This is a genomic window from Butyricimonas paravirosa (assembly GCF_032878955.1).
Taxonomy (GTDB): Bacteria; Bacteroidota; Bacteroidia; order Bacteroidales; family Marinifilaceae; genus Butyricimonas; species Butyricimonas paravirosa.
On the sequence record NZ_CP043839.1, the window covers coordinates 1,541,553 to 1,566,857 of the forward strand.

Here is a 25,305-nt window from a genome sequence, read left to right on the forward strand (position 1 = left end):
ATGGAAACCTATTTTTATTTCAGTGTCAAGACGGTATGCTGCGGGTATCTCTTTTATCGCCTGTGGATTTTTCTGTTCAGGCAGCGGATATACGGCTTGTGGGAGGATATGGTAAAATACCTTCCCAAAAAGAAAGGGAAATCGGCTGAGCCGGTCACCGCTCCGAAGGTTGATGACAACGAGGTCATCGGCAAGACGAATATCGTCTATCTGGAAGATCCGGAAATCGACTGCAAGGTTCCGGCCCGTAGCGAGCCGCTTCCTCCGGCGGAGGAGATGGAAGAAGAGGAGGATATTTCCGCGGATGATGTGGAATCCACTTTTACCGGTAACCCTCCGGGCGGATTGTCCGAAGAAGAGAAAGCGGAACTGATGTCGGATTATGTATCGGAAGTGGACGAGGACTTTTCCACGGGTATGACCTACGAGGACATGATGAATGCCGTCGGCGTGTTGACGGAGGAAAACCGCAATATGAACGATGAAAAGGTTATCCGTACCGTCAAGTCGATATACGACATCCGGCAGACCGAGATATTCGATTTTTTCACCACCGAAGTGAGTAACATCGAACTGGTGGAGAGTCTTTTCAAGGAGTGTCTGGACGAATACGGTGAGCCTTTGCCGCAACGGAAAAAGGAAGCACCGCCGGAATCGGAGGAAAAGTTCGATTGGGATAAATATGTCTGATACGCAACAATTGGATACAGGTAAAATGGCAGAGCAACATCTGCCATTTTTCTTTTGCCTTGTCGGCAGGTGGATTTTCAGCCTTTCACCTCTCTTTTTCTAATCCTCAAAATCAGCTTCCGATGTAACGTGACGACATCCGGTGTAACGCATCGTCAGCTTTGTAAATCAACGAATTAAAGCCTATATATTCGCTGTCGAAATCAAATTTTGTCTCACAATTTAAAGTTTTCGACAATGAAAAAGAGAGTCATTTTTTCGGCAGCCATGCTGCTTGCGGCAACGGGGGCTTTCGCCCAGGGTAACGGAGTCGGCGGTATCGTCGAGGCGACCAACATGGTCACTTCCTATTTTGATCCCGCAACCAAACTGATTTATGCAATCGGGGCCGTGGTCGGCTTGATCGGAGGGGTAAAGGTCTATTCAAAATTCTCATCCGGCGACCCCGACACCTCGAAGACGGCGGCCAGCTGGTTCGGGGCGTGTATTTTCCTGATTGTGGCAGCGACCATCTTACGCTCATTCTTCCTGTAATATGGCGGAGTATTCTATCAACAAGGGAATCGGCCGCAGTCCTGAGTTCAAAGGATTGAAGAGTATGTACCTGTTTGTCTTTGCGGGCGGACTGCTCGCCGTGTTCGTGATTTTCGTAGTCATGTACATGGCCGGAGTGGGACAATGGACCTGCATCGCATTCGGTGTCCTGTCGGCCTTTCTGCTGGTATGGGGCACATTCCACCTCAATGCCAGGTTCGGAGAGTACGGCCTGATGAAGTTGCAGGCCCGCGGCAGCCATCCCCGGTACATCATCAATCGGAGGGCTTTCTTCCGGTTGTTTTCCCGTAACCATAACACACGAAGCGTATGAGAAATGTAATGAAAGCAGCCACGCTGGAAAGCAAGTTTCCGATTCTGGCGGTGGAACACGACTGCATCATCAGCAAGGACGCGGATATTACGGTAGCCTATAAGGTGGAACTGCCCGAACTCTTCACGGTGACGCGGAACGAATACGAGGCCATCCACTCGGCATGGGCGAAAGCGGTAAAGGTATTGCCGAATTACAGCATCGTGCACCGGCAGGACTGGTTCATCGAGGAGAACTACACGCCCGACATCCAAAGGGACGACCTCAGTTTCCTCTCCCGTTCCTTTGAAAGGCATTTCAATGAGCGGCCGTATTTGAGGCACACAAGCTACCTCTTTCTGACCAAGACGACGAAGGAACGCAGCCGTACCCAAAGCAATTTCACGGCACTCACTCGGAATTTCATCATTCCGAAGGAGATGCAGGACAAGGATACGGTGACACGTTTCCTGGAGAGTTGCGACCAGTTCGAGCGCATCATCAACGACAGCGGCTTTGTCCGTATCACGCGGATGCGGAAAGACGAGATTACCGGGACGGAAAACAGCGCGGGCATCATCGAGAAGTATTTCTCGCTCTCGCAGGAGGAAACGACCTGCTTGCAGGACCTCACGCTCGGGGCCGCAGAGATGAAGGTCGGCGACAACTGCCTCTGCCTGCACACCCTGTCCGATACGGACGATTTGCCGGGCAAGGTGGCGACGGACATGCGCTATGAACGCCTGTCCACCGACCGGAGCGACTGCCGTCTTTCGTTCGCGGCTCCCATCGGGGTACTGCTCACGTGCAACCACATCGTGAACCAGTATCTCTTTATCGACGACCCGGCCGAGAACCTGAAGAAGTTCGAGAAGCAGGCGCGCAACATGCACTCGCTGTCACGGTACAGCCGCAGCAACCAGATCAACCGTGAATGGATTGAGGAATATCTCAATGAGGCGCACAGCCTCGGACTTACCTCCATCCGTGCGCATTGCAACGTGCTGGCATGGAGTGACGACCGCAACAGGCTCAAACAGATCAAGAACGATGTGGGAAGCCAGCTTGCGCTGATGGAGTGCAAGCCCCGCCATAACACCGTCGATACCCCGACCTTGTTCTGGGCGGCCATCCCCGGAAACGCGGGGGATTTCCCTTTCGAGGAGAGTTATTACACTTTCATCGAACAGGCTCTCTGTTTCTTCATCGGCGAGAGCTGTTCCAGGGATTCGCTTTCCCCGTTCGGTATCCGCATGGTGGATCGTCTGACTGGCAAACCCGTCCATCTCGACATTTCGGATTTGCCGATGCGCAAAGGCGTGATTACCAACCGCAACAAATTTATTTTAGGGCCGAGCGGCTCCGGCAAGTCGTTCTTTACCAACCACATGGTTAGGCAATACTACGAGCAGGGAACACACGTCCTGCTGATAGACACCGGAAACTCCTACCAGGGGCTTTGCAACCTGATTCACAACAAGACCGGTGGCGAGGACGGTATCTACTTCACCTACGAGGAGAACGACCCGATTGCCTTCAATCCCTTCTATGTGGAAGACGGCGTTTTCGACATAGAGAAAAAGGAGAGCATCAAGACGCTTATCCTCACCCTTTGGAAACGGGATGACGAACCGCCGACACGGGCCGAGGAAGTCGCCCTCTCCAACGCGGTGAATCTCTTTCTGGAGAAGATACGCACGGACGGCAGGCTGGTTCCCTCGTTCAATACCTTCTATGAGTTTATCCGGGACGAGTATCAGGAGATACTGAAGGAGAAACGGACAAGGGAGAAGGATTTTGATGTCTTCAATTTCCTGAATGTCCTCGAACCTTATTATCGCGGCGGGGAGTATGATTTTCTGCTGAACTCAGACAAACAACTGGATTTGCTGGGCAAGCGGTTCATCGTCTTCGAACTGGATAATATCAAGGACAACAAGGTTTTATTCCCCATTGTAACCATCATCATCATGGAAACCTTTATCAACAAGATGCGCAGGTTGAAAGGTATCCGTAAGATGATCCTTTTGGAAGAGGCTTGGAAGGCCATCAGCAAGGAGGGCATGGCGGAATATCTGAAATACCTCTTTAAGACGGTCAGAAAGTTTTTCGGCGAAGCCGTGGTCGTCACGCAGGAGGTCGAGGACATCATCTCCTCGGACATCGTGAAAGGTACGATCATTAACAACAGCGACTGCAAGATTCTGCTGGACCAGCGGAAATATGCCAACAAGTTCGATTCGATACAGTCCCTGCTGGGGCTGACCGACAAGGAACGTGCGCAAATCCTCTCCATCAATATGGCCAACAACCCTTCCCGCAGGTACAAAGAGGTCTGGATAGGGCTTGGCAGCTCCCAGTCTGCCGTGTACGCCACAGAAGTATCGCTCGACGAGTATTACTGCTACACCACCGAAGAAACGGAAAAGCTGGAACTCATGCGCCTGACCGAGAAACTCGGGGGCAATATCGAGCTTGCCATCAGGCAGCTTGCGGCAAGCAAACGGGAGGGAAAATCATCATTGACCAACTAAAGCAATACGGATATGGGATTAAGGGACTGGGCGCATGAATGGCAATGGCGGGCACGTAACGGAATCGGTTACGAGCAGTTGAAAGCCATTCGGAAAGATACAATGGAAATGCTGGAAAACAGGGACATAAAAGGACTGAAGGGCCTGCTGGATACCTATGCCGGGTCTTACGATATCCCCGAAGAAATAGCAATGGGGATAGCGAGGAAGAATTTCATACTTACTCCGGAAGATGCGGCAGACAAGGATATCCTGGCTGCGATGGAAAGCCTGAAATCCACTTGGTTCGTGCAGCAGCAAGGCACTCTTGCCTCGCTTCCGGTTGAGGAAGCCGACGGCATACACGGTATGCTTGCCATGCACGTCTTTATGCTCGATGCCTATGTGGAACGTCATCCGGGATGCGGCATACCCCGTCCGGAACCGGAAGAGGTGGATGCCGCCCGCCGGATTCTCGACCGGCGGTACGAGGGAAAGGCAGACTGGCAACTCTGTCAGTTCATTCTTGTCCGGACTTTCCCGTCGGATTATGTCATGTATCGGTACGGACTCGCGGAGGATTTCAACAGGTACTCCAAACTGAACGAGGAGTGTCTGAAAGCGATTGAAACGGGAGATAAAGACCGGGAAAAGAAATTGATGGAAGCCATCGGAAAGATGGAAACCACCCTTGAACGCAAGTCTGAAAAGGCTCTGGACAGCATCGAAGGAGCGCGTGTGCCGGATGAGTACCTCAAAGAGTTGGACGATGAACTGAGTAGACTTGCCGGACTTGTATGGGACCCGCGCCGGATTGAGGACTGTTACGGCGGCTTCCTGGAAAAACACGGCATCCGTGCGGACAGCCCTGTGCCGGAGCTGGAAAAGCAGATAGAGGAAGCCTATCGGTCGCTGGACGACAGGATTGTCCGGCTATGCGGCCGGAGTCCTTACGCGGACAACTTGTTCTCCGCCAAGAAAAGACAGACCGAGGCATGGGAAGTGGACCGGAAACATGCCCCGCATCTGCCCCGGCTGCCACCGAAATAGCAATCGTCAGGCGGGATGAAACCCGCTTTTTGAACCGGCAGACAAAGAGTATCAATCATTAAAAATTCAACAGTATGAGATTAAAGATTTTTATGTTGTGCGTGGGTGCTTTGTTCATCACGCATACCTCCCGGGCACAGTGGGTCGTCACCGACCCCACGAACCTTGCCCAGGGCATCATCAACGCCACCAAAAACATCGTGCAGACCTCCACGACGGCCACGAACATGGTGAAGAATTTTCAGGAAACCGTCAAGATTTACCAGCAGGGAAAAGAGTTCTATGACGGTCTGAAGAAAGTGAAGAATCTGGTCAAGGATGCCCGGAAAGTACAGCAGACCATCCTGATGGTCGGGGACATCACGGATATCTACGTGACCAATTTCGAGCGTATGCTCTCCGATCCCTATTTCAGCGCGGAGGAGCTCAGTGCGATAGCGGCGGGCTATACGATTCTGCTGGAAGAGTCCGCCAATGTCCTGAACGACCTGAGGACCATCGTCAACGAAAACGGCCTGTCCATGAGTGACAAGGAGCGCATGGAGGTCATCGACCTCTGCTACAACCGGGTTTACAGCTACCGGGGACTTGTGCAGTATTACACGAACAAGAATATCGGCGTATCCTACCTGCGTGCGAAAAAGAAGAGCGACCAGGACCGTATCCTTGCCCTGTACGGCAGTCCGGCAGAACGCTATTGGTAACCATTCAAAATCATAAGAGTTATGATGTTATTGGCAATAGATTTTGAGAACCTGCACCAGATTCTGCGGAATCTGTATCAGGATATGATGCCGCTCTGCTCCCAGATGACGGGAGTGGCGAAAGGCATCGCCGGGCTGGGTGCGCTGTTTTATGTCGCGTACCGGGTATGGCAGTCCCTTTCGAGGGCTGAACCCGTCGACGTGTATCCCTTGCTCCGGCCGTTCGTGCTGGGGTTCTGCATCATGTTTTTTCCCAGTGTCGTGCTGGGCACCATCAACAACGTGCTGTCGCCTGTGGTCAAGGGGACGAACAACATCCTGCAAACCCAGACATTCGACATGAACGAGTACCGTGAGCAGAAGGACCGGCTCGAATACGAGGCGATGAAGCGCAATCCCGAGATGGCCTATCTGGTGGACAAGGAGGAGTTCGACAAACGGCTGGAGGAACTCGGCGTGCTGGACGCCATCGAAGTGTGCGGCATGTATATAGACCGGGCGATGTATAACATGAAAAGGTCGGTGCAGGCGTTTTTCCGGGAGTTGCTGGAGCTGATGTTCCAGGCGGCGGCCCTCGTGATAGACACCATCCGCACGTTCTTCCTGATCGTCCTCTCGATACTGGGACCTATCTCCTTCGCCATTTCCGTCTGGGACGGCTTCCATGCCTCGCTCACCCAGTGGTTCGTCCGCTATATCAGCATCTACCTGTGGCTTCCGGTCAGCGACCTTTTCAGCAGTGTGCTGGCACGTATACAGGTGCTGATGCTCCGGCAGGACATCGAACAATTGTCCGACCCCACGTTCATTCCGGACGGCTCCAATGCGGTGTATATCACATTTCTAATCATCGGCATCATCGGGTATTTCACGATACCCACCGTTGCGAACTGGATCGTGCAGGCCGGAGGAGGCGCAGGAAACTACGGCAGGAATGTCAGCCAAGCAGCGGCACGTACCGGCTCCGTGGCGGCAGGAACGGCTGGTGCGGTCATCGGCAACATCGGTGGTAGGCTGATTAAAAGATAACCTATCAAAATTTTCATTATGGAGTTCAAATCATTAAACAACATCGAGAGCAGCTTCAGGCAAATACGCCTGTTCGGAATCGTGTTCGTCTGCATGTGCTGCGCCGTCATGTGCTATTCCGTGTGGAAGGCATACGGCTTTGCGGAGTTGCAGCGCGAAAAGATTTATGTACTCGACCAGGGTAAATCGCTGATGCTGGCTCTCTCCCAGGATTTGTCGCAGAACAGGCCGGTGGAGGCACGGGAGCATACCCGGCGTTTCCATGAGCTTTTCTTCTCGTTGTCGCCGGACAAGAGTGCCATTGAGGAGAACATACGGCGGGCGTTGTTCCTGGCCGACCGTTCCGCCTATACCCGTTACCGGGATTTGGCGGAGCAGGGATACTACAACCGTATCATTTCAGCCGGTATCAACCAGCGTGTGGAGATTGACAGCATGGCGTGCAACTTCAACGTGTACCCCTATGAGGTCATGACATACGCACGGCAGCTGATTATCCGCGAGAAAAGCATTACGGAACGCAGCCTTGTGACAAAAGGCCGCCTGCTCAATTCAAACCGGAGCGACAACAATCCGCACGGTTTCATCCTCGAAGCCTTTCAGGTCATCGAAAACCGGGACCTGCGTGTGACGGACAGATAAAATTCAATACAACATGAGAAAATTATTTATCAAGGCCAGAGATTATCTGGATGACGGACTGCGCGGGATGTGCGGCCGTCTGACACCCGGAAAACGGGTGGCTGCCATCGTCGGGATGGTCGTGGTGTTCGCCGGAGTCAATTTCTATATGCTCTTCCGGGCGGTCTATAACATCGGCCGGGAAGACGCAAGGCGGGAAAAGGTGATTGAGATTACACCGCTCAGTGTGCCGGACATCGTGCCTCACGGTACGGACACGCTCTCCCGGCGGACACAGCGGGAAATGGAAGAGTTCTTTAACCAATTTAATTTCGATTAGCGATGACACAGGAAGCAAATAAACTCAAACGGAAGCAGGACTTGAAGAAGTACCTGGTCTTCGCGCTGATGTTCGCCGTATTCGTAGGTTCCCTATGGCTGATTTTCGCGCCCTCCGAAAAAGGGAGGAAGGAGCAGGAGCAATCGGTCGGGTTCAACACCGAACTGCCCGATCCCCGCAATGCCGGGATTGTCGGGGACAAGAAGACGGCCTACGAGCAGGATATGATGCGGCGCAAGCAGGAGGAGAAGATGCGCACACTCGAAGAACTATCTTTCGGTACGGAAAAACCGGACAGCACGGTACGGCTGTCCGGGCAGGATGAAATTCTCTCTCTTGATGCAGGCGGGACGAAAGCGGAAACAGCGTCTTCAGGCAGAACGGTCTACCGTGGCAGCGGCTCTTTTCAATCTTCGACCTCAGCTTACCGGGACATCAACCGGACTCTGGGCAATTTCTACGAGGAGCCGAAAGAAGACCCGGAAAAGGAGGCCTTGCGCAAGGAAGTCGAGGAATTACGCAATTCGATGGTGCAGCAGCATAGTATCCAGCCATCCTACGAGGAGCAGGTTGCCCTGTTGGAGAAATCCTACCAGCTCGCCGCCCAATACACCTCAGGGGAAAACAGTGCTGCCCGGGAAACATCGGATAAAGCTCCGGGAAAAGCCGACGGCAAGGCCGACATCGTACCTATCGGACAGGTGTCCGTTCCGGTCGTTTCCTCCCTCTCGCAACCCATGAGCGACGAGCGGATTCTCGCCGGACTATCGGAATCCCGCAACCGGGGTTTCGCCACTCCGGTAGGAAACGGGGGTACTGCGGAGAAGAACACCATCCGTATCTGCGTGCATGGCGACCAGACCGTACTCAACGGTCAGAGTGTGCGGCTCCGCCTGCTGGAACCGATGCGTGCGGGAAACACCCTGCTGCCCCGCAACACCCTCGTAACTGGTACGGGGCGTATCCAGGGTGACAGGCTCGGTATCGGCATCGTCTCGCTGGAATACGGCGGATTGATTATCCCGGTCGAACTGACGGTCTATGACTCCGATGGGCAGGAAGGCATCTACATCCCTAATTCCGCGGAGGTCAGCGCGGCGAAAGAGGTGGCCGCCAATCTGGGACAGAACCTCGGTACGAGCATCTCCATCACCAACCAGTCCGCGGGGGACCAACTGTTATCGGAACTCGGCAAGGGGGCGATTCAAGGGGTGTCGCAATATGTCTCCAAAAAACTGCGGGAGGAAAAGGTACATCTCAAATCAGGCTATACTCTGATGTTGAGCCAAAAGAAAAACAACTGATTATTCACCATTTAATTTTTAAGCGTATGAACAAAGTAATTGTAATGTTTGCCCTTGTACTGGGCATGACGATGAGTGCTTTCGCACAGGAAACGGACAAAGTGAACGGGAAAACGGAGTGCCAAACCGGCAATTCCGTGAAATTGACTAAGGAGGCCTATCCCCGGATGGAGACAGAGGGGGACTTGTACCACGGTCTGACACGCAAACTGACGTTTGACAGACTGATTCCGCCGTATGGTCTGGAAGTGACTTATGACAAGACCACACACATTATCTTCCCGTCGGCGGTGCGCTATGTGGACCTCGGTTCCCCGCACCTGATTGCCGGAAAGGCGGACGGGGCGGAGAATGTTATCCGTGTCAAGGCCACAGTCAGGAATTTCAGGGAGGAAACCAATTTCTCGGTCATTACCGAAAGCGGGAGTTTCTACACCTTCAACGTGAAATACGCGGAAGAACCGCTGCTTCTGAGCGTTGAGATGAAAGACTTTATCCATGACGGAAGCACGGTAAACCGTCCGAACAATGCCCTTGACATCTATTTGCAGGATTTGGGCAGCGAGTCGCCGAAACTGGTGCGTCTGATTATGGAGGCCATTCATAAGGACAACAAGCGCAACATCAAGCATATCGGCAGCAAGTCTTTCGGCATCCAGTACCTGCTCCGCGGACTGTACACCCACAACGGGCTGCTCTATTTCCACACGCAGCTCTGCAACACCTCACACGTGCCTTTCGATGTCGATTTTATCACGTTCAAGATTGTCGACAAGAAGGTCATGAAGCGCACGGCTATCCAGGAGCAGGTCATCTTCCCGCTCAGGGCATACAACTATGCCACCGTGGTGGCCGGAAAGAAGGACGAACGTACCGTTTTCACGCTGGACAAGTTCACGATTCCCGATGACAAGATGCTGGTTGTGGAACTGCATGAGAAAAACGGCGGACGCCACCAGTCGTTCACGGTGGAGAACGAGGATATCGTCCGGGCAAAGGTCATCAACGAACTTAAAGTGAAATGACCATGAAAAAGTACATGTTTATCGTAGTTGCGGCAATGCTTGTCCTCTTCGGGGGACAGGCAAACGCCCAACGCTGTCTGCCCGGTATGCGGGGGATAGAACTGAGGGGAGGTTTCACGGACGGTTTCGGCAAGCCGGTGGATTTCTACACGGGTATCGCGATGTCGACCTATACCAAGCACGCGAACCGTTGGGTGGTCGGTGCGGAATATCTTCAGAAGAGCTACGGATACCGAAATATGCAGATTCCCCGTGCCCAGTTCACGCTGGAGGGCGGCTATTTCCTGAAATTCCTCTCCGATCCGTCCAAGACCTTCTTCCTTTCCATCGGCGGCTCCGCCCTTGCCGGTTATGAAACGGTGAACTGGGGCGACAAACAGTTACCCGACGGCTCGCTGCTCACGACAAAGGACGCCTTCATCTATGGAGGGGCGGTCACGCTGGAATTGGAGAGTTACATTACCGACCGTATCGTGCTACTCGCCTCCATTAGAGAGCGCTGTCTCTGGGGCAGCAAGGTGAGACTGTTCAGTACGCAGTTCGGCCTGGGCGTCAAATTTATCATCAATTAAAAACAAGAATGAATATGAATACATTGAATCAAAAAAGAGTATGGAGCGGACTGGTGTCCGTCCTGTTCGTAAGCCTGTTGGCTTGTCTGTTCACAGCCTGCAACGATAAAATTGACGTGCAGCAGGCGTTCCCTTTCACCGTGGAAACCATGCCTGTGCCCACTCGTCTTGTGTTGGGCGAGACGGCGGAAATCAGGTGCGAGTTGAAGCGTGCCGGGCGTTTCGAGGATGCACGCTACACCATACGCTATTTCCAGCCGAACGGAAAAGGCTCGCTGCTTCTGGATAACGGCATGAAACTGCTACCCAATGACCGTTACCCGTTGGACCGTGAGGTGTTCCGCCTCTATTACACCTCCGGATGTACGGACCGGCAGACCATCGACATCTATTTCGAGGACAATGCAGGGCAGGTGGTATTGCTCTCTTTCTCCTTCAACAATGAAAATGAAGAGGAAGAGATGACCGAAGTAACGGAAAAGAGTAAAGACCTGCCGACCATGCAGATCGATACGACACCTGTTCGCTTCCCGCCCGATTCGCCGGATGAACCCTTTTTCACTCCGCTGACAATGGAAACCGGTCTTTACAACAAAACCGCCTTATGAGAAGCAAACTGTTTGCCCTTTGGCTTTTGGCCTTTTCCTTTGTTCCCGGGCTGTTTGCCCAGACTGGGATTTCCCCACCGGATGCCGGGCTGTTCAACAAGGCGGTGGCCTGTATCAAGGAAGCGGAAGGCTGGCACGGAAACCATCTGCCTTATGTAGGGTACGGCCACAAAATTCTTCCCCACGAGAAACTGACGACCGATATGACGGAAGCGCAGGCGGATTCACTGTTGAGAGCCGATTTGAGGAAATTGCATAAGATGTGCAGCCGCTTCGGAAAAGATGCCCTCCTGGTCGCAACGCTGGCCTATAATGTCGGATATTACCGGTTGGTCGGGTACGGGAAGATACCGAAAAGCAGGTTGATCCAAAAGTTGGAATCCGGCAACAGGGATATTTACGAGGAGTATATCTCGTTCCGATGCTATAAGGGAAAGGTGGTGCCGAGCATCGAGCGACGACGGAAGAAAGAGTTTGAATTGTTGTATATACATTAAATTATTAAGGGGCTGACTAAAGTGTTAGTAAAGCCCCTTTTTCTTATTTTCGGTAAGGTCAATCTCGACCTGGTTTCCAAATATTCAATTCTCAGAAAGTCATTCTGACTTTTTAGCCTCCCTATTAATAATAAAGAATTTGGTATTTAAAAGAGATTACCTTCTCGGAAATTGGGGCATCACAAAATAAATTCATATCTTTGCATATTAAATAGATGCCTCAAATGAACCACTTTGATAAAATTGACATACGAGTCTTTGATAGATTCATAGACAAATTTGCAGACCGTTATATTAAACAACGGTCAGAGGTTTTTAGTGGCATTAATGCTGAATTGTTACAACAAGCAGAATCAATCGGATGCGATTTCAACTTAGAGGCTCTATTTAAAATAATCAAACAGAATTCTATCGCAACAGATTTTGCCCGAGAAGAAGGTAAAAGACCATTAGCTTTTAAAGATATATATAGAAGTGATCTGGGAGAATTATTAACGACCTATTATTTTGAAGAGAAAATAGAAGAAAATAGGAGATTTTTAATTCCAATAAAAAATATATCATATCGAGAAAGGTTGGATTTGCCGGGTCGAGGTTTTGATGCTATAGGATATAGGACTGAAGGAGATAAAGTTAATATTCTGATTGGAGAGGCTAAAGTATCCTCACAGAAAGAAAATCCTCCACATGTAGTAGATGTTCACGAGGACTCGATTTATAAGTCTCAAAAGAACCATCATGACGATATAGGTATAGTTTTACAACGTTTGACGGATTACTTGCGTAGATTATCTTCAACAAAACATTTTTATGTTATTGCAGGCGTTGTAATCAATATGAAAGCTGGTAATGTCGATAAATATGACATTACCTATGGTTGCGGTCTTGTTCGAGATTCCAGTTGCGTGAATGAAGCAAAAGATTTTGGAAAGATGCAATCTTTAGCGCACGAATTTGAGCCTGGTTTGGTTGATTTTGCCATTTTTTCATTTACTGAAAAAACTATTGATGAAACAGTCGATTTGTTTTATCAAAAAGTCAAAGAAATGGTACAATGAATGGCATGGACTACATACAGCAGATTCTAAATGATGATGATATCAATATGCTCTTACAAAAGAGTAATCAAACATATCATCTTCAATCAATATGTATAAACAATTCGAATTTTACTTCGTCTGATATTGAATTATCTTGTCGCCTTGCATTTTTACTTATAGGTCTTTCATTTCATGAGAACACTAACCTAAAGTGGGCAGAACATGCTTATAAGCTATTAAAAAATGTACACATAGAGGAAAAGGAAGATAGGGAAATTTTTGACAAAATAATGGGCTATGAATTAGACAATGTTTCGTTAATATATTATTTTTATTTGTCAAGTCTTGCCCTTATTTTAGATAAAACTATTTCCGCCCGTCTTGATTTAAAACAATTTGTTGATTTCAAAGATGTTGAGTCGTCTTGGAGTCAACGTGTTTTGGCTGGTATTTTTAAAGCACTTTTTTTCTTAATTCGTAAAAGTGATGGGTTTGAAGATATTCGTAGAGCCATATCCGAAATCTCTAATCTACAAAAGGAACAAGTAAAATTCGAGGATCAATATTTGAACCAATTCGATGTTCAAGCACAAAAAGAAGAGGCTCTTATATTGGTTGGATTATATCATACCTCAAAAGCTTTAACAGAAACAGCTGAATATCTAATTAACGGATATAATTATAAAAAACGTATTGATAATGTTGTAAGACAACATATTGACATTGCATTAGACTTAATACCTTCGGACATCCGGTTAAGAGACTTTATCTCTATAATTAACAAAGACTTGCAATCTTTAATACGGAATTCCATTTGGAATGGGACAGCCTTTCAAGATCAAATTAAAAAACTTTGTGAGTTCAAAAGTTCTCATAATATATTGGAGCTTTTACCATCGCAAAGACAGGCTATGCAGCAAAATTTATTTGATGTCTATGCAAATGCTTCAATAGTGCAGATGCCAACAAGTGCCGGTAAGACTATGTTGGCAGAATTCAATATTGTTTTGACAAAATCTTTACGAAAAGACGCTAAGGTTGTATACGTCGTGCCATCCAGAGCATTAGTTAATCAGGTATATTTTGATCTACGTAAAGACTTATCCGCGATAGGCTTCAATGTTGAACGCACATCTTCTGCAAGTGAAATAGACCCGACTGAGGCCGATTTCTTGATTGCAGACGATGTTGATGTTATAGTTTCAACGCCAGAAAAATTAGATTTATTAATTCGCCGTTCTCATCCTTCCGTTGAAGACGTTTCGTTATTTATCATTGATGAGGCTCATACTATTGAAAACGGAGAACGAGGTGCACGACTGGAATTACTTATTGCTATGTTACGTCGAGAGAGACCCAATGCAAAATATATGCTTTTATCGCCGTTCCTACCTGGCAATACAGAGGCATTAAAAGACTGGCTTGGAGGAGGTAACATTATTAATGTAGATTGGAGGCCTTCTGAAAAAATAGTTATTGGATTGAAAGTAACTAAAGCCAAAGCTACATTCAATTTACTACCATCTGCTTATAGTTTCAATCTATATCAGGAGAATGAGCAAGTAATAAAAAATCCATATCAACTTGTATCAACAACTCCTAAAGATAGGATATTGGAATTTTCATGTCGTCATTTTTCCTCGAAAGGAAAAACGGAACTTATACTTTGCAAAGGTAAAGGTTCGGCTAACAATGTAGCAGAAAAAATCTATAGTTGGATTGACGATAATATTAATAGTGATGAAATTCATTTAGTCCAAAAATATATTGATGAAGAATTGGGATGCTCAACATCCTTTTCTAAGTTTTTAGGAAAGGGGGTTGCTGTTCATCATGCAGGCTTATCAGATGAAACTAAATTACTAACAGAACATCTTATTCGTCAAGGATTAATTAACTACGTATGTGCAACTACAACCATTGCTGAAGGTGTTAATTTTCCCGTATCTTCTGTTTATTTTGATACATATCAACGTGGTCGAGATAATTTATTATCAGCTAATGACTTTTGGAATATAGCAGGTAGATCTGGACGGACTATGGTAGATGATTTTGGAAAGATTATCTTACCATTTAACACTCATACGAATGCAGAAACAGGCAAAGCTATTCTTAGCAAAGGTGCAGAAGAATTAACAAGTGTTTTAGCGAAACTATTTCTTGATAGAGAATATATACTTGAGACATTGATAAAAAAAAGGGGAATAGAAATATTAATGGCTGAATATACCGATGCATTCAGCCCTATATTTCAATACTTCGTACATCTTTTAAATGTTTCCAACAACGAGCTTGCTGTAGATATTGATGAGCTTTTTAAGGATTCATTGGTGTATTTTATGCTGGATAATGAACAGCAAAGGAATAAATTCATAGATTTATGTAAGCAGATATATTTAACAATCCAAGCACGATATGCAGATAATATTGGGGTTTTGAAATATGCAGATAAGACAGGTTTTTCCGTTCCATCTGTTTTAAAGATTATGCTTCAAAAAGCAACAAATCCGGCTATTGCAGACTTAGACACATGGAATGTGAATGTAATGTTTAATCGAAGAAATGCTGAAAACTTAACAGAGAAGATCAAAGCTATTTCAGAATTAAGAGAAACGGGACTGGGAACTGATGATACGACAGCCCCATTTAATCCAGAATTGGTTGCAAAAATGATAATACGTTGGGTTAAAGGGGATAAAATAAATGCCATATCCTCAATCCATCCCCATTTTACAGACAATGATGCGGATAAACGCTTAACTCAATTTGTTTCATATATGAATCAGCTACGATTTAAAGCATCGTGGGGATTAAGCGCACTTGAAGGTATAGTAAAAGGAAATGAGGATGAAATGAAAGATTCATACATCCCATCTTATGTTTATTATGGTGTAGATAATAATCCAGCTTTAGCTATGAGAATGTTGGGTATACCACGTTCTTTATCATTATCTTTATCGCAAATAATTACAGGTTCTATCTCAGATTACTCATTTACAAAATTGCGTAATATAATTAATTCGCTATCATTAAATGATTGGGATTCCTTAAAACCAACACGTTCAAAATTGTCTGGAGAAGAATGGAAGCATATTGTAAGTATTCTAATGAAATAAATGAAGCTGGACAGAAGTGCCGGCTTCATCCTTATACTCGATGGAGATATACACCCAGCGTTCAATCTGTAATTCCCTCTCGGCTCTTGCCAGGTCCTTGGCATATTCCCACCAGTCGTCAATTCGTTCTTGTACCATAACAGATAATTTAATCAACCCAGAATGTCCCGCAATGCGGACATTTGTGCCCGCACGGGTAGTCGTTTATATAATACACATCCCTATGTCTGCTAATATTTATATCCCCGGCTGTACAACCTCCTTTCCTGAATGTTTTGACATATTCGGCCTCTTGCCGCTGGTGTTCCGTCATGTGGCTTTTGGAAAGTTTCTTTTTAACAGACTTCATTCCGGTTTCCCATTTGGTGGAGTCACACCAGTCATGCACCATACCGCAGATTTCGTCTGCATAGGAATAATGCACCTGCGAATCCACAAAGAGATTATCCCTGTTGAACGGGAGTGTGATGTCAATAGGTAACATGGTATGATCCCCCGAACCGATACGGCTGTCCGCTATCGCAACCACGACATTGCCATAAAAACGGATGGTCTTGAAGTCCTGTCCGGAATCTTTGGAAACAAGATCGTTGAACATGGCATTGAAATAAATTCTCAGCTCTCCACCGTATGCGGCTGCCATCAGCATTTCAAGAATCCTGTCGTCATACGGCCCCTTTCGCAACCTGATAATCCGTCTTATCCTGTTGCACCAGTATGCTTCCGATTTACTGCGATGGCACTTGCCGTACTGGTATCCTTCGATCTCCAATCCTAACGAATAAAACATGGTGGTCGTGGAAGTGTTTTTTATCAGGCCTTCAGTCGGATAGGTGTCATTCCGCTCATAGAGCATGTCACAGATGTTATCTTCATTTTCGACATAATCGGTGCCAAGTCCGGCTTTCTCCATAGACTCTTTAATGTCACGCATCTCGGTACGAAGATTTTCCGAGAATTGCTCCGAGTACCACTCGGAAGATTCTTCATCCAACGGAAGCATACTGTTCTGCCGGATGCACTTTTCCTGCAAATCCTCGTGTTCGTCAAGTGACTCATTATAATCCACGAAATAAAGGCTTACCGATTTGGGCACGTGGCACTCCCAAGGTTGTATGGCTGTTGTTGTCATAGCTTTCATTCGTTTTAATATGTTTGATAAAAGCAATGAAGCCCTGCCGGTTTTCGACAGAGCCTCATTGTTCAGTTCGTTCGCCTCGGTTCATGGTTCGTCAATAGTAAATTCATCTTCATAAACTTCTATCTCCAGACCGCTTTCACAAATGCGTACAAGCCAGGTGTATTGCAGGCGTTCTACCAGTTCGATGTTACGATAGCCCCTGTATGGGCGTATCAATGTTGCCAAATCTCCGACTTTCATAATCTTTATTTTTTTACGGTTTATATTGGTTATACTGCCAAAGGCTGTTGTTTTGCCTTCCATTGCCGATGTGCTACAATATATTCCTGACGTTCCTGTTCCAGCCTTGCTTCCGTTTCGGGGGTATAACCGAGAAATTCGATACATCCTCCGTTATAACCGGTCATCCGGCATCGCATACCCGCTTCGGTGAGTTTGTCAATCCGCTTTTGTGCGGTCTTGGCACTGGAATACTGCTTGGGCCAGAAGTAATGCTCGCCTTTCGACCCGTAGGTGTCTTCACCGAGAATCAGTTTCCCGGCATTTGCCCGGCTTTGGATAAAGTCGAAGCGGGCTTTGCCGAGTGCCTGACGTATGGCCTTGTGGGCGGCTCCTTCGGGATGCTTGAAAACCTCAGGCAGTTTATCTTTGGTTTGCAGCTTCGGCAGTTCCGTCTGATAGGGCTTGTCATACCGTCCGATGCCCAGTGTCAGATAGAAATTTGTATCGAAGTAGTCGGTCATGATGTCGCTGTTGTCGTAGTTGTACGACATGGTAAAATCACAGACGTTGAGCATGACCTCGCGTGCCCGTTCCGTAATGGTCCGGTCTGTTCCAATGTGATAATGGTTGATATCTTTATAGATAAGACCGGACTCTTTCGTGAAGGCCTCGAAATCCGCTTTGACCAGATAGATGTTGATGGAACGGTAACCGTTCTGTGTGACGGAGAATTTATACCGCGGATAGGTCTCCTTGAGCCATTTGCGGATAATCTCCACGATTTCCCCGCGCATCTGTCCGTTGTAGTTCCTGCCTTTCCAACGGTATTCGTTATAGACGTATTCCGTGTACTCGTTGGCTGATGCGCCGGCATAGTCGTTTTCATAACCGGATGCAGCGGCCGATACGGTCGTGTCATCCTTCCATTTGGCGTACAATCTTTCAAATTCGAGATTGATCTGCTGCATGGTTTCCGTACTGCCACCCTTGTCGGGATGGTTCTGCAATGCCAGTACGCGGTAACTCTTCTTCAGTTCCGCAAGGCTGTTTATATTCTGAAAGTATCCCATAATGTTGATTTTTAATTGATGACCATTAAAAAATGAGTGATTCGCAGAAAAAAGGCAGGAAGTCCTGTTCGATGCCGAGGTTATCGCATGCCGATTCCAAATCACCTTCCCGCAAATCGTTCGCGTCGCGTAATTCACGCAGGTTTCTTACTTCGGCATCAAGGTATTCCCGAGCCGTCTCTTTGTCACACCCGCAAGAAGTGCATATCCTGTCAATGATTATTGTTTCCATCATTATTTTTATTTAGTTTTTGTATTGGAATCGGATAAAAGCTGCACGGTTGTCCGGAGTATCTCGTCCAGCCAGTTGATACAACGTGCCCCGAGTTCAAAAGGACCGTCAATTTCGTACAACTCATGGGTATGTTTGTCTTCCACAACGAGATGAAGTTCCTCCCCGAAGAATTGTATCCTGCGCACCAGGCACTCATAGGGATCGCCGTCATGGTCGAACCATATCACGTACACAGCGTCCACCGTATCGGGAAACTCCATTTCCGTTTTCCCATATTCCTCCAATACCGCTTTTATGGCGGCTGTAATCTCCTTGCGGAGTTTGTCTACTTGTTCGCTGAAATCTGTTTTCATAAGGCATAAAAATGAATGCGGGAGCCGCCAGCGGACTCCCACGATTAGACATTCGGTTTATTTATCGGAAACATTACGCGTAGATATTGATGCGATTGAACGATTCCGGACAATGCTGGAAGACAAGCGGCAGATTGACGTGTACCATCGGGTACTCCACCCAGCCGCTGCCTCTCCGGTAGCCGGTATCGGTAGCGAGGTTATTCAAAACCAGAAACTCCATCGCGTCGGGATTGTTGTTGATGTCGATGAAAGCCTTGTCGGGCAGTCCGATGGCATCCGTCTCTTCCAGATTGACCGTCAGAATTGTGTAAGGCTCTTCCGTATCGGCCAGTTCCAGACAGAGGGCGAGCCAGCCGTTGCGATAGATTTGCGGAACCAGCCGTACAGCCTGCCCCTGATAGATGTAGAGCTTATCCCGATAGGATTTGTCAGTCGGAACGATTTCAAATTCGTCTTCCATTTCCGTGAAAGAAAGCATCTGGTTATGGACTGCCACGAATGTATCGTTCTTCACCCGGTAGCACAGGTGGTCCGTTCCTGCCGAACGGATGATTTCAAATGAAGTGTTCATGATTCGGTTGTTTTTGAGTTATTACTGGTTAATTGCTTATGGTATTTGCCTTTACGCGGTCTTCGCACACGAGAGCCACGAAGTGTATTTCCATTATCTTGTGTCCGAAACAGACATCCGAGTTGTACTCCGCCCTCTGCCACAGCGTGAAACGGTCATTGCGGAACGACCACCGGAAATAACCGGAAAGCGATCTGTAATGCGGGTGGACGTTTCTCTCTATTAGTCGCCTGTTTACCTCCATGATGTTGGCCGACATCAGGATGATGTTCATGATTTCGATAAACGCCCTCGGCGCGCAAGGGTCTATCGGGAATATCGGTCCTATGAAATTCATATTCATAATTGTATGTGTTAGTCGTAATTGTCATCAAATACCTCATACGGGTAACTCGTCACGAATGAATAGTAGGAAGAGATACCCTGATAGACCAGGTTGTCCTCCTCCACATCGGGTTCTTCCTCCTCCCGCACAACCATCCGTGCATGGGGGCTGTCCTGAAAGTAGGATACGAGCAGGTGCGGATCTTCCGTCGCCAGGTTGTAGCCGTAATGTCCGCACCACTGCTCGAAACAGTCCTGCTGAAACTCGTCCAGCCGTTCCATTGCGTCACGTACCTCGAAAAAGTTCGGGCACAGCCATTCGCTGCTGACCATGTATTCCGGAATGTTCTCCCAGTCCGTGTAACGGTATTCGGGCTCGGCTTCTTCCGGGAAACGGGTGGCACAGGCATGGTGGAACTCGTCAATGTCGCAATAGTCGGCCAATTCCATCCGGTAGCTTTTCTTCGGATTGACCGTTACCAGCCGTTTTGTCGTTACTGCTATTTCTGCTTCATTCAGATTCATGGTTCTTATTTTTTATGATTATGGATGATGAATCCGCAGGGTTCACTTCCACAGGCTTCAAAAGGTCCGTGTTCCGGCGGTGCAGGGTTTTTGCGGAAAATACCGGAGCGCAGCGAGGATGATTTTCCGCAAAACCGCTTGCGGCCCGACCTTGCACAGCCGACAAGAACACGGAGTTACCTTTGCCTGTGGGAGTGGGCTCTGCGGATTTGACATGGTTATTTCCTTCCTGCTGTCAGGTACGAAAAATCCGGCATTGCCTTCGGGGAGGACGGATGCCGGATATATGTGCGGATTCGTTTTCATGGTCAGTTTGCTATGCGTTGACTGCCCCAGCTGATATGTATCTTGCCCTCGCTGTCCTGCGTGCGTATGAGCAGGCTGTCTATAACGGACATCGTAATGTCGAACTCGTCGAATATTTCGGACTGTTCCTTGACCTCGCCGCTCTTGATGAACTCGTTCAGCCGCTCCTTGGTCAGCACCAGTGCCATGAGGTTCTGTTCCACGGAATCCTCGTAAGTGATGAAATGCACGTTCTTCGTGTCACGGGAATCCAGCCGTATGAAACGGAAGTAGTATTGCTCCATACGCGGTATGTTCCATTGGAGCGATTCGAGAATGACATCGTTGCAGGAAGGGATGTTTACGGAACTGCTCAGGCTCTGCTGGGTGCATATCAGCACGCCGTTTATCGTGGCATCGAAACGGCTCACGATTTCCTGCCGTTTTCTGAACGATATGTCCCCCCGGACAATGAATAGCGGCCGTTCGGGGAAATGTTCCTCAAAGTATCGGCGGTAGAGGTCGAAAGCGGCGATGGAGGTGCAGCCGATGGCTACCTTGCCCGGAATTTTCCTGACCAGTTTATGTATGTATCTCGTCTTGCCCGGATAGGGGTCTCCCGAATAACCCTCTATCAGATGCGGGACCGAGCAGGCTTTTATCAGCAGCTTGATTTGGCGCATCAGCCGCAGACCGGCTTCCTTGCGGGTGTCGCCGGTGCTGTTATAATAAAGTTCGCAGATACGGCAGAACTCCTCGATGATGACACGGTACACCTCGTGTTCGCCGTCCGACGGGGTAACGGTGTGCATCCTGACCTTGTATTTCTCGCCGGCGAAGTCCTTGAACTTGCGCGTGATGATTGTCCTGGCAATAAGCGAGAACAATTCGTCCTTGTTATACACATCCTGGTTCTGCTTCTCGATACCGAACACGGACGCCTTGCCGGGGCAGTGGCAGGCCTTGAACAGCACATGTCCCCGAAAGGCAGGAAATGGTTCTCCATAATAAGGATTGCTTTCCGATTCTATTTCACGCTCCTTGTTCTCGCGGTAGATGCGGTCACACCGGCATATCATGTTCACGGAGTTGTTATACAGCAACTCGAATTGGCTGTACAGTTCCGATATGTTGTTGCGTGTAGTGGTTCCCGTGTCGAGCAGCTTGTATTTCAGCCTGCGGAAGAGGCAGAGGACATATTTCGTCCGTTGTGAGTTGGGGTTGGTGATTTCGTCCGACTCGTCGAATATAAGGCACAGCTTACGGCTGCGGAGCTTTATGAACCGGGCAAGACTCCGTTTCAGTTTGCCGAGCATGGAGGTGGAAACAATCAGGAAGATGCCCTCCGGCACATCTTCGAGGTCTTTGGAGGTACGGATCACACGGTATCGTTCCTTATTGGTTTTCAGGAAAGCGTCCCAGGTCATGTTGATGGCGATGGCAGGAGCCAGTATGACTACATTGCGCACTTTGCGGAATTTAAGCAGGTATTTGGCCCGGTGGTACGCGGCGGCGGTCTTGCCGGAACCTTGTTGCCAGTTAAGAAGGGCGTACCTCTTTTGCAGGACAAGATTGAGGTCATGTTTTTGCAGGTGGGTGAATTGGCAGGTTTCGTAGTCCTTATTGACGAATGTCGCGTTGTCCAGATACTCCGCCAGTTTGTGGTCGGGCTGCATATCGGGAAATTCCCGGTTCTGTATGTCATACTGCCGCTGTTTACGTGCGATGAATTTGCGGGCGGCTTGCAGTTGTCTGATATTGGCTTCGGTAAGAAATTCCGGTTCCGGCAATGCTGTCCGCTCCAGTATCAGGCTGTTGATGCCGGCCGCCTTGTGTTCCACCTTATCCAGCAGACGTGGCGCATAGGCTTTCAGTTTGAAACCGTAGGAGGTCTTGACCAGCGCGATTTCCTTCCGGGGCACGACATTCTGTGTTGTGATGTACTTGCGGATGACGGCAAGCACTTTGGCAGTCGTCAGCTTCTTGCGTTCCCACTCCTTGACCTGCTCGTTGGTGGCATTTTCGGGTGGCTTCTGGTTACGGAATTTCGTGACAAGAGCCGTCGCCTTGTCGATATGCCTGTTCAGACTTGCGTGGGCTTTCAACTCGTACATATACTTGGAGAGCTTGTACTCGAACTGCTCCAGCTCTTCCTTGTCTATCCGGTTGGTTTCACGCATCAGGTCAAAACGCAAACGATGCTTCATATCACGGGCTTGCATGACGCGCTCTTTCAGTTCCTCCATCGTGACAAACTCGTCGGCATTGTAGGGCTGCATCCCTATATGCCGGGAATGCCGCAGGAATACCATGACCTTCGTGTTGAAGTTATCCACGCCGACCGATGTGAAAGCATGGGGTGCGAGCCCGCATTGCCCGACAAAGGAAAACTTATCGTTGATGCCCGTTATCCTGCGTTTCTCCCAGAACTCGCTCTGCATGAACGAAGACGGGACGACAATCATCAGGATGCCCGCCGGATTGAGCAGGTCATAGGCCTTATCCATGTAATACTCCTGTGACAGCCGGAAGTCGAACTTCAGGTTGAACGGCGGGTTGCCGATGATGATGTCGAAACGTTGCTCCGGACGGTATTGCTGTATGTCGCACTTCTCGATATGTGCGTCCGGATAGAGATACCGTGCAACGGCGACAGCCTTGCCATCGATATCGAAACCGTAGGTGTTGTGCCGGTTGGGCAGGTGGTTGAAGAAGTTGCCCATGCCGCAGCACATATCAAGAACCATTTCCGAGGAAGTTGGCGACAATACATCGACCATCTCCCGGCATATCTCGTGAGGGGTGAAGAACTGTCCCAGCTCGAACTCTTTCTTGGCCCGGGCATACTCGTGATAGCTGGCAAAGTCTGATTGCCTGAGGTTATGCAGCCCGCCGACGCCGGTATAGCAGTTGTAGATGCTCTCCGCGGGAATCAGGTCCTTGCCGGAGTTTATGGCAAACAGGATCTTCTCGTTGACTTCAGCCCGCTTGTCTTGCGGTATCTGTTGGGGAATGATTGCATACATATCTTTGATGATTGTTGGTAAGACGAAAAACACCCCGCAAGGACTTCCTTACGGGGTGGCTGTGGCTGGTCTCTCATGGTCAGTTCTCGTTTCTCAGTTTGATTTCGCCCAATCGAAGACGGTCGAAACAGTTACGGGCAGCTATGCTGTCCTTGAATTTGACGTCTATACGACCGTTCTTGTAGAACTTAATCTGCTCGGCATTGGTGGTCGTGAGGTCGTACCATCCAGTTATATCGACATTTCTGTCACATAAGCCGACAATCATTCCGATACCTCCACATAAGACGTCATCCGTACCGAAAGCAATGCCCTCGCAGAAGGTATCCACCTTTTGTTTTGTACCATATTCAAACTCGTACTCTTGGTGATATTCAAGATGAATATTATCCCAGCGAACGATGTCAGGGAATATGATTTTGTCTTTCTTCAGTTCGGGCTTGACCTTGCTCCAACAGGAAGGCGTGACCGTTTGCAAAAAACGTTTGAGCAGTTCCTCTTCCGCAGTTTCACGGAAACTTTTGCCGCCAAGATGTTCTATGACCATATCCACATAGGTTTCATAGACGGGACGGAATCCCATGTGCAGTGTCTTCTCGTCAATCTTCGGAACAGGTACGGACACGTTATAGGTCTTGTTAAAATAGGAAATGATACGGTTGGCGAAATTTGCATTTGCATTGCAGTTCTTATCCACCAGATCGTTGATGATGTCGAACGGTTTGAACTCGTTGTGGGAATAGCTTTCGTCATCGTAGTGATTATACGCATGATAGTTTTTGTACGTGGTTTTGCCGTTCTCCTCGTATTTGAACTTGAATTTTTCTTTGTACTGTTCCGCGTCCTCTTTGAAGAGGGCATACCATCGGTCGATCTGGTCGAGCGTCTCGTAGAGCAAATCCTGCTGGCTCTGACAATAGATACGGTCATGTTCCGTAATCTTGTCCTCGTTTCTTACTTGTACACTTAAGATGCCGGAAAGCAGGTCGGGAGTGTTTCCTCTTTTTGCAATGTTGTCGGTCTGCATAATCTTATTTTTTTTAGTTAGTCCGGCTTATGGGGCCGGAGTTCCCATAGTCGCAGGCTTAAAAGGTCGTGTTCAGGACATGCAAGGTTTTCGAGGGAAAATACCGCAAGCCCTCCGGGCGAGGATGATTTTCCCCGAAACCCGAAGGGCTTGACCTTGCAATGTCCGACAAGAACACGGGCTACCTTTGCCTGTGGCTATGGAAACTACGGTCTCTCTATGACGAGTAGCTGCATTCTACTCCACAGAACATGAAATGATAAGATTTTAGATGGATTTCCGACTGAAACAGACTGTTTTTTCCGGAATAAATGTTACCTTTGTACCCAGTAAGAGAGTTATTTGAAAGCGTGAGAAACATGGTGTTCCACAGAGGCTTACTAATTTCTTATCCGTTGCCCACACCTCACGCGAATTCTTGTTAATCTATTTACAGTCAAATAAATAGCGTCAGACTGTATCAAATATACGAAAAAAAGAAGTGGATCAAAAAGGCTTTTGATCCACTTCTTGTTCATAAGGTTTATAAAGTCGAACCTTCGGTTCCGAAAGTTCATAAAGTCCGAA

The 25,305-nt window shown here is 48.3% G+C and carries 27 protein-coding genes; 16 read left to right on the plus strand and 11 right to left on the minus strand.

The window, feature by feature from the left end; translation table 11 throughout:
• The 16 genes from F1644_RS06525 (at position 1) to F1644_RS06600 (ending at position 15,956) form a co-directional block, all read left to right on the plus strand.
• A complete protein-coding gene (locus F1644_RS06525) occupies positions 1-690 on the plus strand; it encodes a DUF4122 family protein (protein ID WP_005834161.1) in 690 nt (229 codons plus the stop codon).
• Between the two features lie 237 nt (positions 691-927).
• Complete coding sequence (locus tag F1644_RS06530; RefSeq protein ID WP_005834163.1) at positions 928-1,224, plus strand: DUF4134 domain-containing protein; 297 nt, start codon at positions 928-930, stop codon at positions 1,222-1,224.
• A gap of 1 nt (position 1,225) precedes the next feature.
• A complete protein-coding gene (locus tag F1644_RS06535; RefSeq protein WP_005834165.1) occupies positions 1,226-1,558 on the plus strand; it encodes a DUF4133 domain-containing protein in 333 nt (110 codons plus the stop codon).
• Positions 1,555-4,071: a TraG family conjugative transposon ATPase gene (locus F1644_RS06540; RefSeq protein ID WP_168044341.1), complete on the plus strand. Its 2,517-nt coding sequence runs from the start codon at positions 1,555-1,557 to the stop codon at positions 4,069-4,071. The genes F1644_RS06535 and F1644_RS06540 overlap by 4 nt, the downstream gene beginning before the upstream one ends.
• Positions 4,072-4,083: 12 nt before the next feature.
• Positions 4,084-5,100, plus strand: coding sequence for a hypothetical protein (locus F1644_RS06545; RefSeq protein ID WP_028729983.1), 1,017 nt, complete (start codon positions 4,084-4,086; stop codon positions 5,098-5,100).
• A 74-nt stretch (positions 5,101-5,174) separates the two neighbouring features.
• A complete protein-coding gene (locus F1644_RS06550) occupies positions 5,175-5,804 on the plus strand; it encodes a DUF4141 domain-containing protein (RefSeq protein ID WP_028729982.1) in 630 nt (209 codons plus the stop codon).
• Between the two features lie 21 nt (positions 5,805-5,825).
• Complete coding sequence (gene traJ, locus F1644_RS06555; RefSeq protein ID WP_028729981.1) at positions 5,826-6,833, plus strand: conjugative transposon protein TraJ; 1,008 nt, start codon at positions 5,826-5,828, stop codon at positions 6,831-6,833.
• An 18-nt stretch (positions 6,834-6,851) separates the two neighbouring features.
• On the plus strand, positions 6,852-7,475 hold the full coding sequence (gene traK / locus F1644_RS06560) for a conjugative transposon protein TraK (RefSeq protein WP_005834176.1): 624 nt from the start codon (positions 6,852-6,854) through the stop codon (positions 7,473-7,475).
• A 13-nt stretch (positions 7,476-7,488) separates the two neighbouring features.
• Positions 7,489-7,794, plus strand: a complete 306-nt coding sequence (locus F1644_RS06565) for a TraL conjugative transposon family protein (protein WP_005834178.1) — start codon at positions 7,489-7,491, stop codon at positions 7,792-7,794.
• A gap of 2 nt (positions 7,795-7,796) precedes the next feature.
• Positions 7,797-9,098 carry a conjugative transposon protein TraM gene (traM, locus tag F1644_RS06570; protein ID WP_028729980.1) on the plus strand — a complete coding sequence of 434 codons (1,302 nt, stop codon included), beginning with the start codon at positions 7,797-7,799 and terminating at the stop codon, positions 9,096-9,098.
• Between the two features lie 26 nt (positions 9,099-9,124).
• Positions 9,125-10,123 carry a conjugative transposon protein TraN gene (gene traN / locus F1644_RS06575; RefSeq protein WP_028729979.1) on the plus strand — a complete coding sequence of 333 codons (999 nt, stop codon included), beginning with the start codon at positions 9,125-9,127 and terminating at the stop codon, positions 10,121-10,123.
• A 2-nt stretch (positions 10,124-10,125) separates the two neighbouring features.
• Positions 10,126-10,695: a conjugal transfer protein TraO gene (locus F1644_RS06580; protein WP_028729978.1), complete on the plus strand. Its 570-nt coding sequence runs from the start codon at positions 10,126-10,128 to the stop codon at positions 10,693-10,695.
• Positions 10,696-10,709: 14 nt separating this feature from the next.
• A complete protein-coding gene (locus tag F1644_RS06585) occupies positions 10,710-11,303 on the plus strand; it encodes a DUF3872 domain-containing protein (RefSeq protein ID WP_028729977.1) in 594 nt (197 codons plus the stop codon).
• The gene (locus F1644_RS06590) at positions 11,300-11,800 is read left to right on the plus strand and encodes a glycoside hydrolase family protein (RefSeq protein ID WP_028729976.1); all 501 of its coding nucleotides are present in this window, start codon (positions 11,300-11,302) and stop codon (positions 11,798-11,800) included. Before F1644_RS06585 ends, F1644_RS06590 begins: the two co-directional genes overlap by 4 nt.
• A gap of 224 nt (positions 11,801-12,024) precedes the next feature.
• Positions 12,025-12,858, plus strand: coding sequence for a hypothetical protein (locus tag F1644_RS06595; RefSeq protein ID WP_137569085.1), 834 nt, complete (start codon positions 12,025-12,027; stop codon positions 12,856-12,858).
• Positions 12,855-15,956 (plus strand): DEAD/DEAH box helicase, encoded by a 3,102-nt coding sequence (locus F1644_RS06600; protein ID WP_028729974.1) that lies wholly within the window; start codon positions 12,855-12,857, stop codon positions 15,954-15,956. The genes F1644_RS06595 and F1644_RS06600 overlap by 4 nt, the downstream gene beginning before the upstream one ends.
• On the opposite strand, the gene F1644_RS06605 is transcribed toward F1644_RS06600, so the two are convergent.
• The 11 genes from F1644_RS06605 to F1644_RS06655 all read right to left on the minus strand — a co-directional run bounded on the left by F1644_RS06605 (position 15,945) and on the right by F1644_RS06655 (position 24,738).
• Positions 15,945-16,094: a hypothetical protein gene (locus tag F1644_RS06605; protein ID WP_157395738.1), complete on the minus strand. Its 150-nt coding sequence runs from the start codon at positions 16,092-16,094 to the stop codon at positions 15,945-15,947. The genes F1644_RS06600 and F1644_RS06605 overlap by 12 nt on opposite strands.
• A 10-nt stretch (positions 16,095-16,104) precedes the next feature.
• Complete coding sequence (locus F1644_RS06610; RefSeq protein WP_005834192.1) at positions 16,105-17,088, minus strand: hypothetical protein; 984 nt, start codon at positions 17,086-17,088, stop codon at positions 16,105-16,107.
• A gap of 90 nt (positions 17,089-17,178) precedes the next feature.
• On the minus strand, positions 17,179-17,337 hold the full coding sequence (locus F1644_RS06615) for a hypothetical protein (protein ID WP_005834194.1): 159 nt from the start codon (positions 17,335-17,337) through the stop codon (positions 17,179-17,181).
• 29 nt (positions 17,338-17,366) lie between these two features.
• A complete protein-coding gene (locus tag F1644_RS06620; RefSeq protein ID WP_028729973.1) occupies positions 17,367-18,389 on the minus strand; it encodes an LPD29 domain-containing protein in 1,023 nt (340 codons plus the stop codon).
• A 25-nt stretch (positions 18,390-18,414) separates the two neighbouring features.
• Positions 18,415-18,621 carry a hypothetical protein gene (locus F1644_RS06625; protein ID WP_005834197.1) on the minus strand — a complete coding sequence of 69 codons (207 nt, stop codon included), beginning with the start codon at positions 18,619-18,621 and terminating at the stop codon, positions 18,415-18,417.
• Positions 18,622-18,629: 8 nt separating this feature from the next.
• Positions 18,630-18,977 carry a hypothetical protein gene (locus tag F1644_RS06630; protein ID WP_209279531.1) on the minus strand — a complete coding sequence of 116 codons (348 nt, stop codon included), beginning with the start codon at positions 18,975-18,977 and terminating at the stop codon, positions 18,630-18,632.
• A 73-nt stretch (positions 18,978-19,050) separates the two neighbouring features.
• Complete coding sequence (locus F1644_RS06635) at positions 19,051-19,551, minus strand: DUF4313 domain-containing protein (RefSeq protein ID WP_005834201.1); 501 nt, start codon at positions 19,549-19,551, stop codon at positions 19,051-19,053.
• A gap of 28 nt (positions 19,552-19,579) precedes the next feature.
• Complete coding sequence (locus F1644_RS06640; RefSeq protein ID WP_005834203.1) at positions 19,580-19,894, minus strand: hypothetical protein; 315 nt, start codon at positions 19,892-19,894, stop codon at positions 19,580-19,582.
• Positions 19,895-19,905: 11 nt separating this feature from the next.
• On the minus strand, positions 19,906-20,400 hold the full coding sequence (locus tag F1644_RS06645) for a hypothetical protein (RefSeq protein ID WP_005834205.1): 495 nt from the start codon (positions 20,398-20,400) through the stop codon (positions 19,906-19,908).
• Positions 20,401-20,708: 308 nt separating this feature from the next.
• Positions 20,709-23,711 (minus strand): N-6 DNA methylase, encoded by a 3,003-nt coding sequence (locus F1644_RS06650; protein WP_028729971.1) that lies wholly within the window; start codon positions 23,709-23,711, stop codon positions 20,709-20,711.
• A gap of 79 nt (positions 23,712-23,790) precedes the next feature.
• Complete coding sequence (locus tag F1644_RS06655) at positions 23,791-24,738, minus strand: hypothetical protein (RefSeq protein ID WP_028729970.1); 948 nt, start codon at positions 24,736-24,738, stop codon at positions 23,791-23,793.
• Positions 24,739-25,305: the final 567 nt, after the last annotated feature.